General features: G+C 37.7%; 14 protein-coding genes, 1 other RNA gene, 1 pseudogene and 1 riboswitch. Of the genes and pseudogenes, 7 read left to right on the plus strand and 9 right to left on the minus strand.

Annotated features, from left to right (window positions below; all coding sequences use genetic code 11):
* Positions 1-46: 46 nt before the first annotated feature.
* Positions 47-1,465: a branched-chain amino acid transporter BcaP gene (locus tag RGF10_RS15465; RefSeq protein ID WP_318503495.1), complete on the minus strand. Its 1,419-nt coding sequence runs from the start codon at positions 1,463-1,465 to the stop codon at positions 47-49.
* Between the two features lie 198 nt (positions 1,466-1,663).
* On the opposite strand from RGF10_RS15465, the pseudogene RGF10_RS15470 reads away from it, so the two are divergent.
* Positions 1,664-2,340 (plus strand): annotated as a pseudogene (locus tag RGF10_RS15470) (SOS response-associated peptidase).
* A gap of 69 nt (positions 2,341-2,409) precedes the next feature.
* Here RGF10_RS15470 and RGF10_RS15475 read toward each other — a convergent pair.
* Positions 2,410-3,510 (minus strand): cytochrome-c peroxidase, encoded by a 1,101-nt coding sequence (locus RGF10_RS15475; protein WP_318503497.1) that lies wholly within the window; start codon positions 3,508-3,510, stop codon positions 2,410-2,412.
* A gap of 609 nt (positions 3,511-4,119) precedes the next feature.
* Between RGF10_RS15475 and RGF10_RS15480 the strand changes: the two genes are divergently transcribed.
* On the plus strand, positions 4,120-4,272 hold the full coding sequence (locus tag RGF10_RS15480) for a hypothetical protein (protein ID WP_318503499.1): 153 nt from the start codon (positions 4,120-4,122) through the stop codon (positions 4,270-4,272).
* A 63-nt stretch (positions 4,273-4,335) separates the two neighbouring features.
* On the opposite strand, the gene RGF10_RS15485 is transcribed toward RGF10_RS15480, so the two are convergent.
* The 6 genes from RGF10_RS15485 to RGF10_RS15510 form a co-directional block, all read right to left on the minus strand.
* The gene (locus tag RGF10_RS15485) at positions 4,336-5,109 is read right to left on the minus strand and encodes a nucleotidyltransferase domain-containing protein (RefSeq protein WP_318503501.1); all 774 of its coding nucleotides are present in this window, start codon (positions 5,107-5,109) and stop codon (positions 4,336-4,338) included.
* Between the two features lie 269 nt (positions 5,110-5,378).
* Positions 5,379-7,163, minus strand: a complete 1,785-nt coding sequence (gene thiC, locus RGF10_RS15490; RefSeq protein ID WP_318503503.1) for a phosphomethylpyrimidine synthase ThiC — start codon at positions 7,161-7,163, stop codon at positions 5,379-5,381.
* A 131-nt stretch (positions 7,164-7,294) separates the two neighbouring features.
* A riboswitch (TPP riboswitch) is annotated at positions 7,295-7,410 on the minus strand.
* A 362-nt stretch (positions 7,411-7,772) separates the two neighbouring features.
* A complete protein-coding gene (locus RGF10_RS15495; RefSeq protein WP_318503505.1) occupies positions 7,773-8,636 on the minus strand; it encodes a gamma-glutamylcyclotransferase family protein in 864 nt (287 codons plus the stop codon).
* Positions 8,637-8,799: 163 nt separating this feature from the next.
* Entirely contained in the window at positions 8,800-9,444 is a 645-nt protein-coding gene (locus RGF10_RS15500) for an acetate uptake transporter (RefSeq protein WP_318503507.1), read from the minus strand.
* A 668-nt stretch (positions 9,445-10,112) separates the two neighbouring features.
* Complete coding sequence (locus RGF10_RS15505; protein WP_318503509.1) at positions 10,113-11,198, minus strand: nitric oxide synthase oxygenase; 1,086 nt, start codon at positions 11,196-11,198, stop codon at positions 10,113-10,115.
* Between the two features lie 121 nt (positions 11,199-11,319).
* Positions 11,320-12,324, minus strand: a complete 1,005-nt coding sequence (locus tag RGF10_RS15510; protein ID WP_318503511.1) for an asparaginase — start codon at positions 12,322-12,324, stop codon at positions 11,320-11,322.
* 175 nt (positions 12,325-12,499) lie between these two features.
* Between RGF10_RS15510 and RGF10_RS15515 the strand changes: the two genes are divergently transcribed.
* Positions 12,500-12,829 (plus strand): helix-turn-helix domain-containing protein, encoded by a 330-nt coding sequence (locus tag RGF10_RS15515; RefSeq protein WP_318503513.1) that lies wholly within the window; start codon positions 12,500-12,502, stop codon positions 12,827-12,829.
* A 98-nt stretch (positions 12,830-12,927) separates the two neighbouring features.
* Here RGF10_RS15515 and ssrS read toward each other — a convergent pair.
* A non-coding RNA gene (ssrS, locus tag RGF10_RS15520) (6S RNA) lies at positions 12,928-13,125 on the minus strand.
* 116 nt (positions 13,126-13,241) lie between these two features.
* Between ssrS and RGF10_RS15525 the strand changes: the two genes are divergently transcribed.
* The 4 genes from RGF10_RS15525 to RGF10_RS15540 all read left to right on the plus strand — a co-directional run bounded on the left by RGF10_RS15525 (position 13,242) and on the right by RGF10_RS15540 (position 16,530).
* Entirely contained in the window at positions 13,242-14,117 is an 876-nt protein-coding gene (locus tag RGF10_RS15525) for a LysR family transcriptional regulator (RefSeq protein ID WP_318503514.1), read from the plus strand.
* 161 nt (positions 14,118-14,278) lie between these two features.
* A complete protein-coding gene (locus RGF10_RS15530; RefSeq protein ID WP_318503516.1) occupies positions 14,279-14,650 on the plus strand; it encodes a CidA/LrgA family protein in 372 nt (123 codons plus the stop codon).
* Complete coding sequence (locus tag RGF10_RS15535; RefSeq protein ID WP_318503518.1) at positions 14,647-15,339, plus strand: LrgB family protein; 693 nt, start codon at positions 14,647-14,649, stop codon at positions 15,337-15,339. The genes RGF10_RS15530 and RGF10_RS15535 overlap by 4 nt, the downstream gene beginning before the upstream one ends.
* A 165-nt stretch (positions 15,340-15,504) precedes the next feature.
* Positions 15,505-16,530, plus strand: a complete 1,026-nt coding sequence (locus RGF10_RS15540) for an LLM class flavin-dependent oxidoreductase (protein ID WP_318503519.1) — start codon at positions 15,505-15,507, stop codon at positions 16,528-16,530.
* Positions 16,531-16,556 lie beyond the last annotated feature (26 nt).

Raw genomic sequence — 16,556 nt, forward strand, 5'->3', positions numbered from 1 at the left:
TCAGATTAAAAGAAAAGAACCCGAAATGATTTCGGGTTCTTTTTGGCTATTTCGCGATGATTTGTCGCTCATCATCTTCATTTATATTTAATAAGCTATGCTTTCTCGCATAAAGGAAATAAACAATCGTTCCAACACCAATCCAGATTAGGAAAGAAATCCAGGTAATCGCTGGCAGGCTTGACGCCAAATATAAACACAATATCGCACTTATTGCCGGTAAAACCGGAACAAATGGTACGCGGAAGCTTGCTTTTAATTCAGGATGCTTCTTTCTTAAAATGATAATCGCAATTGAAATTAACGTAAATGCAGCCAATGTTCCCATATTCACCAAATGAGCAAGCGTCGTAAGATCAATAAAACCAGCGATACCAGCTGCAACAAAACCAGTAAACCATGTATTTCCAAACGGTGTTTTATATTTTTTATGAACAACCGCTAACTTTTTCGGTAATAACCCGTCTCGGCTCATCGCAAAGGTTAATCGAACTTGAGCAAAAATTAATGCAAGTAGGACGGTTGTGATTCCTGCAACGGCTCCTACGGAAATCACGCCTGCGATGGAGTTTAATCCAACTACTTCTAGTGCAAGCGCAACAGGATCACCAACATTTAATGAAGTATATGGAACCATTCCAGTTAAAATAAGTGAGACTACCATATATAAAATCGTACAAATTGCCAATGAAGCAATGATTCCAATTGGCATATCGCGTTTTGGATTTTTTACTTCTTCAGATGCAGTGGCAATAACATCAAAACCAATATAGGCAAAGAAAACAGTTGCCGCACCCGTTATAATTCCATCAAAACCAAAAGGAGCAAAAGGAGTCCAGTTGTCTGGTTTTACATATCCAACCCCTGCGAAAATAAAAATGAATATGATGGCTAACTTGATAAACACCATAACATTGTTAAATCTGGTGCTTTCTTTTACCCCGATACTAACTAAGGCTGTTACTAACAGTATGATGATGATCGCTGGCAGGTCAATAATCCCACCTTTCCCTGTTCCAGGAGCAGAAGAAAGAATAGTCGGAAAATTAACGCCAAAACCCTCTATTAACGATCGAAAATAAGCTGACCAACCAGTAGCAACCGCCGAAATGGCAAGCACATACTCAAGCATTAAATCCCAACCAATGAGGAACGCAAAAATTTCACCCATCGTAGCATACGTATAAGTGTATACACTCCCTGATATCGGAACTGCCGACGAAAACTCCGCATAACAAAGCGCTGCAAGGGCACATGCAATCCCCGCAATAATAAACGATACAACAATAGCTGGGCCTGTGCTTTCAGCCGCTACCACTCCAGTTACCACAAATATACCAGTCCCGATGACACAACCAACACCAAGGAAAATTAAGTCAAATAGACCTAAGGTACGATTTAATCCCATTTTTTTGCTATGGGCCAGCATCGTGCTTAAAGATTTTTTTCTGAATAAACTGCTCATTAGATCCTCCGATTACTATAAATAAAAAATTATCAAAATAATTCCACTAGAGAAGTATATTGTCGAAACGAGTCGAAGTCAATGACAATTTTGTGAACCTAAATTTTTTATTTCTAAAATTTAGACATCCCCTTCCCTTTTGAACCTCGATAAACTCTTTTGTTAAAATAGATTAAAAGATCATTTGAGGTGATTAGGATGTGTGGCCGATTTACATTAGCTGCCCCAATAGAAGAGATTATAAACCGATTTGATATCGAGGCATTTCTCGAAGAAGACGGTTACCTCCCCAATTATAATGTTGCCCCTTCTCAATCTGTTTTAGCAATAATTAACAACGGCACGTGCAACAAAATGGGCTACTTAAGATGGGGATTTATCCCTCCATGGGCTAAGGATATAACATTTGGAAATAAAATGATCAATGCACGCGCGGAAACACTTGTCGAAAAACCAAGCTTCGAAATGCCTTTAAGAAAAAACGTTGCTTAATCATCGCCGACTCGTTTTATGAATGGAAACGTGATGAGGCAAATGCGAAGACTCCGATGCGGATCAAATTAAAAAACAACGAATTGTTTGGAATGGCCGGACTTTGGGAGCAATGGAAATCACCTGAAGGGAAATCAATTTTCTCGTGCTCTGTTATTACTACAGCACCAAACTTACTTATGAAAGACATTCACAACAGAATGCCGGTCATTTTAAAACGTGAAGACGAAAAGGTTTGGCTAAATCCGGCCATTACAAATCCGCTTGAACTTCAACAGCTCTTAACTCCTTTAGACGCTGAATTAATGGAGGCGTATGAGGTAAGTTCCTTAGTTAATTCACCTAAAAACAATAGTATTGAATTAATCCAAAAGATTTGTTAGAAATAATCCACATAAAAATGCCAGGAAAATTGATTATATTCCTGGCATTTTTTACATAACAAGCATTCATTATTTTTCCCCTGGAAGCTCAGGAGCTGTAAACACTGGTGGTTTTCCACCTAAGGTTTTCAGAAAGGAGACAAGATCTTCCTTTTCATGATCAGTTAATCCTAGCGGTTGCATAAATTGCCGGATAAAAAAGCTGGTATTCGGATGACCGTCTCCACCTCGGTCGTAGAATTCAACGACTTCTTCTAAGCTGTCTATACTCCCGTTATGCATATAAGGTCCTGTATGTGTGATTCCATAAAGTCCTGGTGTCCTAATTCTCCCAATATCGTTTTCATCCTTAGTCACCGCAAAGCGACCTACATCCTCTGTATTTAACCCAACATTATAAAATTGGTTATCTGATAAATTGGGACCATTATGACAGGTTGAACAAAAAGCCTCCCCAGTAAACAACCTTAGACCACGAAGTTCCTGTTGTGTTAAAGCCTTCGTATCTCCAGACAAAAATTGGTCATAGGGAATATCCTTAACAACAATCTGCCTTTGGAAAGCAGCAAGAGACTTTGCAATATTTTTCTCAGTAATACCATCTGAAAAAGCAGCTAAAAACAGCTCTTCGTAGCCATTAATACCTTTTAATTCTTGAAGGAGATCTGCTAGTGATTGGTTCATTTCATTTGGATTTTGGATCGGTCCAAGGGCCTGCTCCTCCAAGCTTTTAGCTCGGCCATCCCAAAAATTCGATGTGTAATATCCTGAGTTAATAATTGTTGGACTGTTTCTTGCGCCATCACTACCATCTATCTTTTTAAAAGTGGGCCGATTATCCCCATAACCTAAATTGGGATCATGGCAGGTTGCACAACTTACTTCGTTATTTCCAGAAAGGCGAGGATCAAAAAACAGCACTTGCCCTAACTGAAGTACCTTTGGTTCCATTGGGTTATCAGCTGGTATAGGAATATTTCCCAATGGTTCAACTGGTGTGTGGTTTTTGAGACTATTTAGTAATTCCTTTGGATCAATAACATCATTTTGTACCGTTGCCGTTTTTTCACTTTTTTGTTTCGTTGGTGGGGGTACTTCTTCTTTAGACGAACAGCCAATTAGGGTCAATCCTAACAATAAAAACAGTGAAAATAATTGAATTTTTTTCATGCTGCACTACTCCAAGTGTGAGATTTATCTGTTTGTTTTTATTATAGATTGACAGCGCTATAAAAAGAGGTTAATAATGTGTATAAATTATAAACTATATGGTTTTTTTCTTGATGTGGTAAATGTTATTTTTTACTTTTTTATGATGCTAATGTACTAGTTACCGACCTAATTGCTTGAATCCAAACTCCTATAACATTTATCTTCTTCCCATTTTTCTCGTTTCCTTTAAGCCCATGAAAAAAGACGCCTGTTCTAAAAACAGGCGTCTTTTTATGCGTTTGCGGCAATCGACCGTATGACCACATTCATACGTTTAGCCCGTAGGCATGTAGATTGGCTTATGCAAATTAGCTCATCGCTTAATCAATATAACATCCAACAGAGACAATGACAACTGAAAATTTTACCCAGTTCCTGATATATTAGGAAAAAGGTGGCCTAGGATCAATCGATTTCAATCATAATTTTGCCAATGGGAAATTATAATGTAATCAATACTTTTTCTTTGCCAATTGGGCTAATAATTGAGTACAATATGACTATATTCATTTATTAATAATTTTTCCAAATTTCAAATCTTAAAAACTTTGAAAGGTGTTGGTGATTATGGCTAAAAAAACTAATGATAAGAATATTTCTGTGGATTCATCTGTAACATTAAAAGGATTCGTAAAAGCCATATTTAACGATACAATTCATGTACAAATTGGTGGAAAAATTATCCCTATTCCAGCAACTGATTTACAGCTTGATAAGTAATGTTCGTTTTAGTAAAAGAGTAGCTGCTCATGTCAGCTACTCTTTGTTTGTTATTACGTCCATTTATTCCTTCCAGGCCTGTTCCAAAATCTCGCGAAAAAGTTTATTCAGCTGAGGTGTGAGATTGACTTTTTCCTCGCTCCAATTATTGGCAACTCCCTCTATCCGCTCGAGTTCAAGCTGCAAGAACTGCTTTAATTTTTGAAATTCAGCTTTACTCGTCTCCGTTATACCCGCGACTTTTCTTTCGATTATAGTCTCGATTTCCTGATTAATTTCAGCAGACTGTATTAGCTTTGTGACGAGATCTCGTAGTTCAACTGGTGGAAAGGTCCGATATTTCTCAATCCAAAGGCAAGCTAATACCGGTCTTAATACATAAAAATAGTTTTTTGTTTTGATTATATCTGATTGAAAAAAATCGGTAGCATTCCGTTTTGCCATATTTAAATAGTGAAATAGCGCTGGCTTTGCAGAAAATGCTTCCTGCTCCAATGACTTGATTTTTTCTAGAAAAGTCGTGACCTTGGCATACTGGATTCCGGAATGAAGCCATTCAAATAAATGGGGATTTGATTTACGTAACAATCGTAGTGACTTGCGTAACTCCCACCCATTAAGATCCAAGTGATCACTTATCGGAACTTCAAGTGTTTCTCGTTTTTCATCAATTGATAAATACCACTCTAATCGATGGACATAAATAAATCTCACATCATAATCACTGTCCTGTGAAGGAATACCTGTCGATCTACTTCCTGATTCCACGGCAAAAATCACTTTAATATCGTGTTGCTGTTCAAGCTTTTTTAGATTTTCAACTATCGTGTCTTTCATTTTTATACCCCAATTTAGAAAGATTTGATTCTACGTGTACGATTCCTACTCCATTTCAATTCTTCGTACACGTATACCCTTTCTACGTGCACCTTTTGAATGTTGAGATAAGATTTTGTGCACGTAGTAATCCTCTACGTGCACTTTGACAGCTCAATTCTGACTTTTAGTTTACGTAAAACTACTCTAAGTGACTGTTCGATCCACCTTAATTATTTTTAAGTCAATCTTTTCGATTCCATATTTATGGGTATGCAGCACTAACTCATCTAATCTTGGTAAATTTCCCCACCGCTTTCACGGAACTCTTTTGCCTTTTCTTGCATTCCCTCATCGATACTTGCTGTGAAGCTATTACCTTGTTCAAAGGCTTGCTCCCGAATATCATGGGAAATTCTCATGCTACAGAATTTTGGTCCACACATCGAGCAGAAATGGGCTGTTTTCGCTCCTTCAGCGGGAAGTGTTTCATCATGATATTCCATTGCTCGTTCAGGATCAAGTGATAAATTAAATTGATCACGCCAACGAAACTCAAATCTAGCTTTTGAGAGGGCATCATCTCGCTCCCTCGCACCACGATGTCCCTTCGCCAAATCTGCAGCATGAGCCGCAATTTTGTAGGTGATTACCCCAACACGAACATCCTCTTTATTTGGTAATCCTAAATGTTCTTTTGGTGTGACATAACATAGCATCGCCGTTCCAAACCATCCGATCATTGCGGCTCCAATTGCTGATGTAATATGATCATAACCTGGAGCGATGTCCGTCGTTAGTGGCCCAAGTGTATAAAATGGAGCTTCACCACAAATTTCCATTTGCTTATCCACATTTTCTTTTATTAAATGCATTGGTACGTGACCTGGTCCTTCGATCATCACTTGGACATCATGTTTCCAAGCAATTTTGGTCAATTCGCCTAATGTTTCCAATTCAGCAAATTGTGCTTCATCATTGGCATCGGCAATCGAACCCGGACGCAGTCCATCTCCAAGCGAAAAAGCTACGTCATACGTTTTCATTATTTCACATATTTCCTCAAAGTGAGTATAGAGGAAATTTTCCTTATGGTGAGCTAAACACCATTGCGCCATGATCGAGCCCCCTCGCGACACAATTCCTGTTACGCGCTTCACAGTTAATGGGATATAGCGCAACAAAACGCCAGCATGAATCGTAAAATAATCGACCCCTTGTTCGGCTTGCTCCACCAATGTATCACGGAATACTTCCCACGATAGATTCTCAGCAATGCCGTTCACTTTTTCAAGAGCTTGATAAATTGGCACTGTACCAACTGGAACTGGACAATTGCGAATAATCCATTCGCGCGTCGTATGAATATTTTTCCCTGTGGACAAATCCATCAGCGTATCTGCCCCCCAACGAGTGGCCCAGCGCATTTTTTCAACCTCTTCTTCAATCGAAGAGCTAATCGCTGAATTTCCGATGTTTGCATTGATTTTCACATGAAAGTTACGCCCGATGATCATTGGCTCACTTTCAGGATGATTAATATTTGCTGGAATGATGGCTCTTCCACTCGCTACTTCCTTTCTAACAAACTCTGGGTCCATATTTTCCCGAATCGCAATAAATTCCATCTCAGGAGTAATCACACCTTTACGTGCGTAATGCAGTTGGGTAACATTTTTCCCATTTTTCGCCTTGAGTGGTCTTCTTGTTAAACCAGGAAAAATCCCGATATTTTCTTGGTTGCTGCTATCTTTATACCCATTATCCTCAGGCTTAATTTCACGCCCAATATATTCTTCAACATCTGCGCGCTCCTTGATCCAACTGTTCCGAAGGGGAGTTAAGCCCTTTTGGATGTCAGTATTATGTTGACTATCTGTATACGGACCACTTGTATCATAAACCCGAATCGGCGTATTTTGCTGTTCTCCTTTTATGCTAGTTGTCGGACTTAATCCAATTTCGCGCATTGGAACTTGGATATCGGGTCTTGAACCCTCTACATAAACCTTATTACTTCTAGAAAAACTAGATAAAATTGCTTGATTCAAATCTGATACTGAATGATTTACCATGATTACATTCTCCCCTTCCAAATGTTGAGGACGTAATCCGATTCATTTTCCGCATGAAAAAACCGGAGTCTAATGATAGACCCCGGTAGCTGTTAGTTAAAATTAAGCAATGAACTAAAAAACCATTACCAATTTAGATATGCTAACTTCCCCACGCTGGTATGAACCAGATCAGGTCCTGAGGGTTAAGAAACTTCAAGCGCGTTTCTCTCTCAGCCCAACTAAATGGACACCCCTAGTTTTTAATTTTTCAATTATTACGAATTAACTATAAACCAACACAACCATCTTGTAAACCTTTAATTTCCATTTTCCTAAATACTCTCTTTCATTGCGACGATACCTACTTCATCCTTATCCATGAAATAATCGACATCAGGAAACTGAGACCCACAAAGAATATGGGAAGCAACCATGGGTACTGAATCATCACATCTGATTCCCAAGGCCAAAAATATTTTGAAAAATGCAAGCTGATCCTCAGCTCCTTCTAGAACAGTTCGTTATTCTTGTTTATCTTGTATAATTATGGGACAAATATACTCAATCAGTAATCTCACACCATTATAAATTGAAGAAGATCTTCACATAATGAAGATCTCCTTTAGATTACAATATTATATTAAAATCCTTTAGCTGTTGTTTAAGTTTTTCAATGTATTCATCACTAAGGATACCTGTACCGCCACGTATGATTTCTTTTGCATATTCAATTGGTGGAGCCATTTCCTTATCCTTGTTCACGACGAGAAAGGTAAGCACATTTTTTAAGAGCTGCCCATTGACTGTTACGTCAATTAATGCAGGACGGTAGGAATTATACTTTACTCCCTCACGACGATATAAATAAGAGAGACAGGCACCTGGCACCTCATAAACAATACCTTCGACAACACCTCCCTCCTCGACGATATCTGCTCTTCCTCCATCCGAAACTTTTCTCGTATAGCGAAGTCGATAACCTCCTAGAATGCCAACACCCTTTTTATTTTGAAAGAATTGATGTACACCATCTAATCTAAATCTTTCGTCGTCCATACAGCTCCCATACGCAAAATAATAAAAAGTGGGATTCTCAACAAAAGAATGCTGCATACACCAATCACCATTATCAATTTGCCGAACTAGGATATTTAGATAGTCTGTAGTAATTGTATAAACAAATGCCTCGAATGCACCATTGTCAGTGTAAACCTGTTGTTTGATTCGGTTATACAAATTTTTTTGTCCAGGTCCATTGTAATCCTCCAACCGATCAAGCTGCTGAAGCTTTTGCTTGTCTACGATATATAATTCACCGTATACCTTTCCTTTAGTCGATTGCTTCAACGCTGGATAGCCTTCAGTCGTGTCATATAATTGCCCATTTGTCCAACATTGCTGGGCGACGCATTGTTCGTTTTGTAGTAAATAGTGATTTTCTTCATTTCTTCTTAAGGTTCCATATACAAAAACCAAGATATTTTTCACCATTAAAAGGCTCACTCCTAAATAGTTTCCATCATTTTCATCTATTTATATATTATTCTATTAAGGAAACTATTCCCCTCCAATGTGATGGATTTGGAGTACAAAAAAAGCCTAGCAACAGGATCCGTTGAGGTCAACCAATCCCATTGCCAGGCTTAACGATCAATTATGCATTTTTTACTAATTTCATTTTTGATTGAGGCTTGAAAATACCAAATGGCTTTCCTACTGGGCATACAACACGGCCAAAGTGATTATTCAATACGTTTGCACCTGCGCCATAGAAACCAATTAAAGAGATTAATAATTCAGCAACTGCAGCTACTTCATGTGCTACTTCAGGAACTACACCAAATGTTGTAAGAATAAGTCCAATGAATAATACATCAATTAAAACAAAGATGGAGAATAATACCATGTTTGTTTCCGTAGCACCAACTGTTAAGAAAAGACTTAAAATTAAGTAACCAATAAATGCAAATCCAAGTTGCTTAGGATCGACTTGAGCTGCAAGTTCTTCTCCAAAAACACCCATTTGGATTAACCAAGAAGCACCGACACCAATCCAGAAAAGTCCGTATGCACCAAAAGCAGTTTGTCCAAATACATTGTTGTGCTTACCATCTTGAACACTAGCATATAGTTGAGCAATCCCACCAAGGAATAATGCCCACGGAATAATGAATGATAAACCTTCAGTAATCCCTAATTTTTGTGATGAAGCAACTAAAGTTACCATTGCAAGACCGAACATACCAATTGCCGATGGGTCAGCCACTTGCACTTTTACGTTTGAAGTATTTGTTTCCATATTATCCTCCTAAAATAAACATACTTTGATATAATACTAGAAAATTAGTTCAATGTAACTAACAATTATTACAAATAAATATTTGATGAATTCTGTATTTCCATGTCCAGTTACCTTTGTGATAAAAACTTTTATGATCACCGGATATCGCTGTAAAAGAATGAAAACGCTAAATAAAATATCCTATTCTACTTCTACTACCCTCCTTCTTTCGGTTCGTTGCAACATAGAAAGCGTTTACGTTTTTTAAATGTATTGATATATTTTTGTTAGACAAGAAAGCGTTTACTCTTTGTTGTTTAACAAAAATATGTCATAGTTGAGCGCAACTGCCAATCTAATGATTTTGTGCAATTCTCCCTATTTAGAATTTTTAGATATTTTAATCAAATTATATCCTGTTGTTGATTTTTGTCAATATAAAAATACAAAATTTAACTTATATTCAGAAAATTTTTACTTTTAAATAGTCTGTTCGTCAGGATACAACATTTTTAAAAAAGGACTATTGAACTACAATATCCAATATATGATTGAATTCGACAATTCCGCTAAATACATATGACCTAAAACCAAACTACTAGTTCCACTATGCTAGTTGTAGCTTTTCACTAAAAAAGTGTTATGTCCGCACATAAATTAGATTGCGAACATAACACAATTAGAGGTTAAAGAAATAGATCCTTTTGATAGAAAAAATTCGGTTTTTTTGTTTCATTCTTGTAAGGTTGATGAAAGATATGTGTGGTTGCTGGAGAAAGCGGTGGAATTAGCCAAACCCAGTTCCCAGTCACTTCTCTCCCACACATAGCCTCTTTTTCCTCAAACAATTTAAATTGTCCCGCCGCAGTATGATGATCGACAATACTCACTCCATCTTCTTTAAAGGAGTAAAGTATTGCTTGATTCAACTCAATTAACGCTCTGTCCTTCCACAATGATGCAGCACTTTCTGTATTTAATCCCATTAAATCAGCCACCTTTGGCAGCATGTTATACCGGTTTTCGTCAGCAAAATTTCGGGCACCAATTTCAGTTCCCATATACCAGCCGTTGAAAGGTGCTGCGGTATAATGAATTCCTCCGATTTCTAAACGCATTTGCGCAATAATCGGCACACCATACCACTTCAGTTGTAAATCTTCAAACTCTTTATACTCAGGGTGACGAATTGGAACTTCAAGCACTTTTTCTTTAGGAATATGATAAAATTTCGGTTTATTCTCTCTAACTTGGATTACAAGCGGCAACAAGTCAAACTGCGTGCCCTCTCCTTGCCATCCAAGGTCCTGACACATTTTTGTGAACTCAAGTGAATGTGAGTCTCCAATCATTCCATTTTCAGTTTCATAGCCTGCATACCGGATTAATTGATGATTCCACAGCCTTACCTGTACTTCGTTATGGACCACCGGTTTAAAAATCGTGATGGTTGGTCTAATTTTACCGTGATTGGTGGCAAAATCAATATGCTCAAATAAGGCATTGCATATTTCCTCTTCTGTTTCTAGATGACGTTGGTCAATAATATGTAAGCTTTCCCAAAATAGTCTTCCAATACAACGATTACTATTGCGCCATGCCATCCTTGCTCCATGGACAAGTTCTTCATACGTATGGTCATAATGGTTTTGACTGTTTATTTGTTTCTCAACATCCTGTAATCGTTGCTTGGTTTGTTCCAATGTTTTCCCAAGTTCCTGGTAGCAAGCAGTGATAAAATTCTTCGCTTCTTTTAATAGCCCTTCGTTCATCCTCAGATTTTCCTCTCCAATATATTTCCCCCTTCAATTTTAATCCTGTTCAAAAACCTGTTCAACTAAAGCAATGCAAAAAAACACCTTTTAGAAAAAAGATGTTTTTCAAATAAATAGATTAGTCCTCTTTAAGCCAACCCGTTGATAAATCCCAGGCTGCAGGCGTTTCAATGATTTGTTTCACTTCTTCCAGATTGGTAGTTCTCCCTAAAGTCCACATAAGTTTTGCCACAATTGCTTCTGTGTTCATATCTCCTGATAAAATAACATCATATTGTGCAACTTTCCGTCCAACCTCATATAATAATAAATCCTGCCCCTCTTCTAAACATTGTGTAGAAATCAGAACAGCAAGTCCGTGCTCAGTTAATTCTTTTATTTTTGGAAGCAGGTTCCGGCCTTCAAATGGAACTCCACCGTTTCCAAAGCTTTCGATAATGATCCCTTTATAATGGTCCTTTAAAAAATCAAAAATCGCTGGCTTCGTCCCAGGATGTAGCTTCAACAAGAAAACATCTGAACATAAACTAGTATCAACATGAAGCGTTTTTTCCGTTATCGTCGGTTTCCAATAGTATTGAACATGATTACCAGTAATATTAGCGACATAAGGATGGTTTATGCTTTCAAACGCATCATAGCTCTTCGTTCTCATCTTTACAGCTCTTGTTCCAATAATAACTCGTCCATCAAATACTACAAATACGCCGCCGATGTCTTCACAGGCAAATCGTACCGAGTCGGCAAGATTTTTTTTCGCATCCGTTTGTTTAAAGCTAATTGGAACCTGAGAACCCGTAATGACTACTGGTTTCTGTAATCCTTGAAGCATATAGGATAATGCTGCTGAGGTATAAGCCAATGTATCTGTGCCATGTGTAATAATAAATCCATCATATCGATCATAATTTTTTGCCACGGTTTCAGCCATATCAACCCAATGCTCAGGCTGTATGTTTGTACTATCCCGATTCATTAATATTTCACAGGTTACGTCTACCTTTTGAGCAGAATCCTGAAAATAGTGAAGTAATTGGTCTGCAGTAAGTCCAGGAACTAAGCCCTCATCTCCTTCAATTGAAGCAATCGTTCCTCCTGTCGCGATTAATAACAGCTTTTTCATGTTCAACCTCCTGGTTGCGGCTCGCTTTTGTACGCAATACGCGAATAAATATAGCTAATTATACGCTATTTCTCTATAAAAACACAATAAGCGTATTCTATTTGCGTATATTTTTCTTTTTTTCAAAAGTAGGTTCATGTTATAATCAATTAACTACAATTAAGGTCGTGATTTAGTGTTACAACGATTAGCACAACTACGCAAAAATAAAAATTGGTCATTACAAGAAACCGCTGATCAGCTTGGAATCGCGAAAAGCACTTATGCTGGATATGAATCTGGCTACAGAGAACCTCCGATTAAAGCGTTGACACAAATGGCTGATTTGTTTGAAACCTCCGTTGATTATCTATTAAATCGTGTTGAAGATAAAAATACAAACCTAGAGTTGACAGAACTATTGACCTCTAATAATGTACTTGTGACACTCGATGAAATAGCTCTAACAAAAGAAGAGTTCATTGATTTTATTGCATTTACGAGGGTTAAACGAGGGTTAAAGTAAGAAAACTTTGTGGATGAGACAAGACAATTAAACTATCCGAGCACACAAATAAACCAGATTCCTCTAGGAACCTGGTTTCTAATTTTATAAAAGGTAAAATACAAGCCACCTTTGCCGTAACGTTTATTAAGAAAGTTTTAAACCACCACTCCTCAAAGTGGGTGTCCTCAGATACCTACTCCGCATGTCCTCCCTGTCATATAGACGAAGGCTTGTCAGCTAGGCATCGATGTTAAACTCCCTAACCAAGTATAAAGGTTAAAACTTTATTATCGTCACGAACAACGTAGCTTATGGTCTTATATTACTCCATTCGCTAATGAGAGTCAATTGCAATCATTGGCATTTAAGGAAAACACCTATTACACTCCTTTAGCATTGTGATTCTACTTGCTATAATGAATAAAATGAGGTGAAGAACTTGGACATTAGACAATTAAAATACTTTTCAGAGGTTGTCAAACATAAGAGTATAACTAAAGCTGCCGAAGCCCTCCACATCTCTCAGCCTGCATTAAGTAAAATGATTAAAGGGCTAGAAGACGAGCTTGGTATGACATTAATTGTTCGAACAAATAAAACAAGCAATGTAACAGATGCCGGCTTGATTGTGATGGAATATGCGAAAAGAATTAGCTCCCTTTTTGAGGAAATGGAAACAACATTACATGACCTTACAAACCTTAATAAGGGATCGATCCACATCGGGCTTCCTCCCATTATTGGCAGCCTTTATTTCCCAAAGGTCATTGCCGAGTTTCACACAAAATATCCAAATATCGAGATTCATATTCAGGAATATGGTGCAGCCAAGGTTGTAAAAAGTGTAGATGAAGGAGAATTCGAACTTGGTGTAGCCGTTCTTCCAGTTGATCATCAACAGTTTAATATTTACCCAATTGTACAGGATGAAATGAAATTATTAGTTCACTTTGAGCATCGATTAGCTGATTCACAAACGGTGCATTTATCAGAACTAAAGGATGAAGACATCATTTTTTACCACGAAGACTTTGCTTTGCATGATATTATGTGGGAAAAATTTATCGAGATAGGATTTGAACCCAAAGTATTGTTTAAAAGTTCTCAGTGGGATTTTATGTCGGAAATGGTAGCGGCGAAATTAGGAATAACGATTCTACCTGATTCGATTTGTAATCGGGTACAAAATGAGAAAGTTAAGATTCTCGATTTAATCCCATCTACACCCTGGAACCTAGCAATCATTACAAAAAAAGGACGATATATTTCAAATGCTGCGAGAAGGCTGATTGACTTTATTGTCTAGTGATTTTATTTTGATTTATCAATATAACTTATAGTTATAACAAACATAATTTATATATATTTTACGAATATATAGGAGTGTAGTAATATTTCCCTATAACAAATTTCATTAAAAATAGGAGTTCTAGACGGCTCCTATCTGTATATAAAGGGAGATATTACATGAAAATCATAACCATCATACTTCAAATATTGTTTATTCATATTTTCTTAATTCTTGGATCAATCTTAAAGAGTTTTGCTCCATTGCCGATTCCGGCATCGATGTATGGTCTCGTCTTACTTTTAGTCGCATTGTCGGTAAAAGTTATCAAACTTGAATGGATTGAACAAGGAGGAAATTGGTTGTTAGCTGAATTACTATTGTTCTTTATTCCATCTGCAGTAGGAATCGTTAATTATGATGAAATCTTAAGTTGGCAAGGAATGAAAACCTTCTTTTTAATCGGACTTAGTACATTAATTGTCATTGGAGTTACCGCATATGTAGCGGATGCCTTCTATAAAATAAGCAAAAGAAGTGAAGCTAAATGATCTTTTTATTAACTACAGTTATAACGTATTTTATTTATCGAATCACAAAGAGCTATTATAAAAAATCGGCATTTCCACTTTTTCATCCATTACTAATTTGTCCGATTATCATTATCCTTATATTAAGTGTTCTTCATTTCCCAGCTGATCGGTTTATCGGGGCATCAAAAGGACTAACGCATATGCTAGGTCCAGCTACCGTTGCTTTTGCGATCCCAATATATAAGCACTTTCATTTGATTAAAAAGAATTTAGTCATCATTTTGATTAGCATTACAGCTGGTAGCTTAGTTGCCATTTTTTCATCATTCGGATTATCCCTTATCTTTCATTTAAATCCTGAATTTCTAATAAGCGTGTTACCACGCTCGATTACAACACCGATTGCAATCGAGGTCTCTAAGGAAATTGGTGGCTTACCAACTTTAACGACCATTTTCGTCATCATTACTGGAATCATTGGTGGAATATTAGGGCCACTTGAACTCAAATGGATGTCGATTCAATCCCCGATTGCTAAAGGACTTGCATTGGGTATGAGTGCTCATGGAGTGGGTACGACAAAAGCAATGGAATACGGAGAAACAGAAGCAACCTTTTCAACCCTCGCTATGATATTTGCGGCTATCATTACATTAATATGGGCAAGTTCCTTTATTCCAGCTCTTATGAACATCGCTCACTTATAATATTTTGCTGCCCCCTCTATATATGAGGGGGCAGATTTTCTTTGAGCAACCCTTTTCCATTTTTTCGAAATATTAATTAAGATAGATATGTCAGATTTCATGTTTGTTTAAGAAAACTTAAATGGAGCATAAAATTAATCAATTTAGAAAGAAGTTGAATAGAAGATGTCGAACAACACAAAAGCTGTTACAACAAAGAGACTAAAAAACATTCCATTTTCCGTTCTTGATCTTGCGCCCATTGTTGAAGGTGGGAACGCCACTGATGCTTTAAACAACACTCGTGACTTAGCCCAGCATGTAGAAAAATGGGGATATAAACGGTATTGGCTGGCTGAGCACCATAATATGCCAGGCATCGCGAGCTCTGCAACCTCCATCGTCATCGGTCATGTCGCTGCAGGTACATCCTCTATTCGCGTCGGGTCAGGAGGAATCATGCTTCCAAATCATGCGTCACTCGTGATCGCAGAACAATTTGGAACACTTGATGCCCTCTTTCCAGGGAGAATCGATCTTGGTTTAGGACGTGCCCCTGGCACCGACCAAGTGACTGCACATGCTCTCAGAAGAGATTTGCGGCATGACGATTTTCCACAGCAATTGGCAGAACTTCGTGCCTATTTTAATCCCAAGCTTGCAGCAGAAACAATGTCTGTCCGTGCGATTCCGGGTGAAGGAGCGAACGTTCCAGTTTGGCTGCTTGGTTCTAGTGGTTACAGCGCGCGATTAGCTGGACAGCTCGGTCTTCCTTTTGCATTTGCCAGCCATTTCTCTCCTGAATATACCGTTCCTGCATTAGAGTTATATCGAAGTAGCTTCCGACCATCTGATGTATTATCAGAGCCCTATGCGATGGTTGGTGTTAATGTTGTTGCTGCCGAAACAGATGAAAAAGCAAAAATTCTTGCAAGCTCCATGCAGCAACAGTTTTTGAATCTAATCAGAAATAAGCCAAGCAAGCTCTTACCACCGATTGAGAATATTGATGAGATTTCAACAGATTTTGAAAAATCGTTACTTTATGAACGACTCGCTACATCGATCATCGGCGGGCCTGAGACAGTAAAGGTAAAACTTGATAAGTTTCTAGAAACAACAGAAGCTAATGAAATAATGGTTAATACGCAAATTTATGACCATCAAGCCCGGTTGCGCTCTTATGAAATTGTTGCAGAGTTAACGAAGTGAAAAAGCATGATAGAAATTTTTGATTA

The sequence above is a fragment of the Bacillus sp. T3 genome, assembly GCF_033449965.1.
Classification (GTDB): Bacteria; Bacillota; Bacilli; order Bacillales; family Cytobacillaceae; genus Bacillus_BU.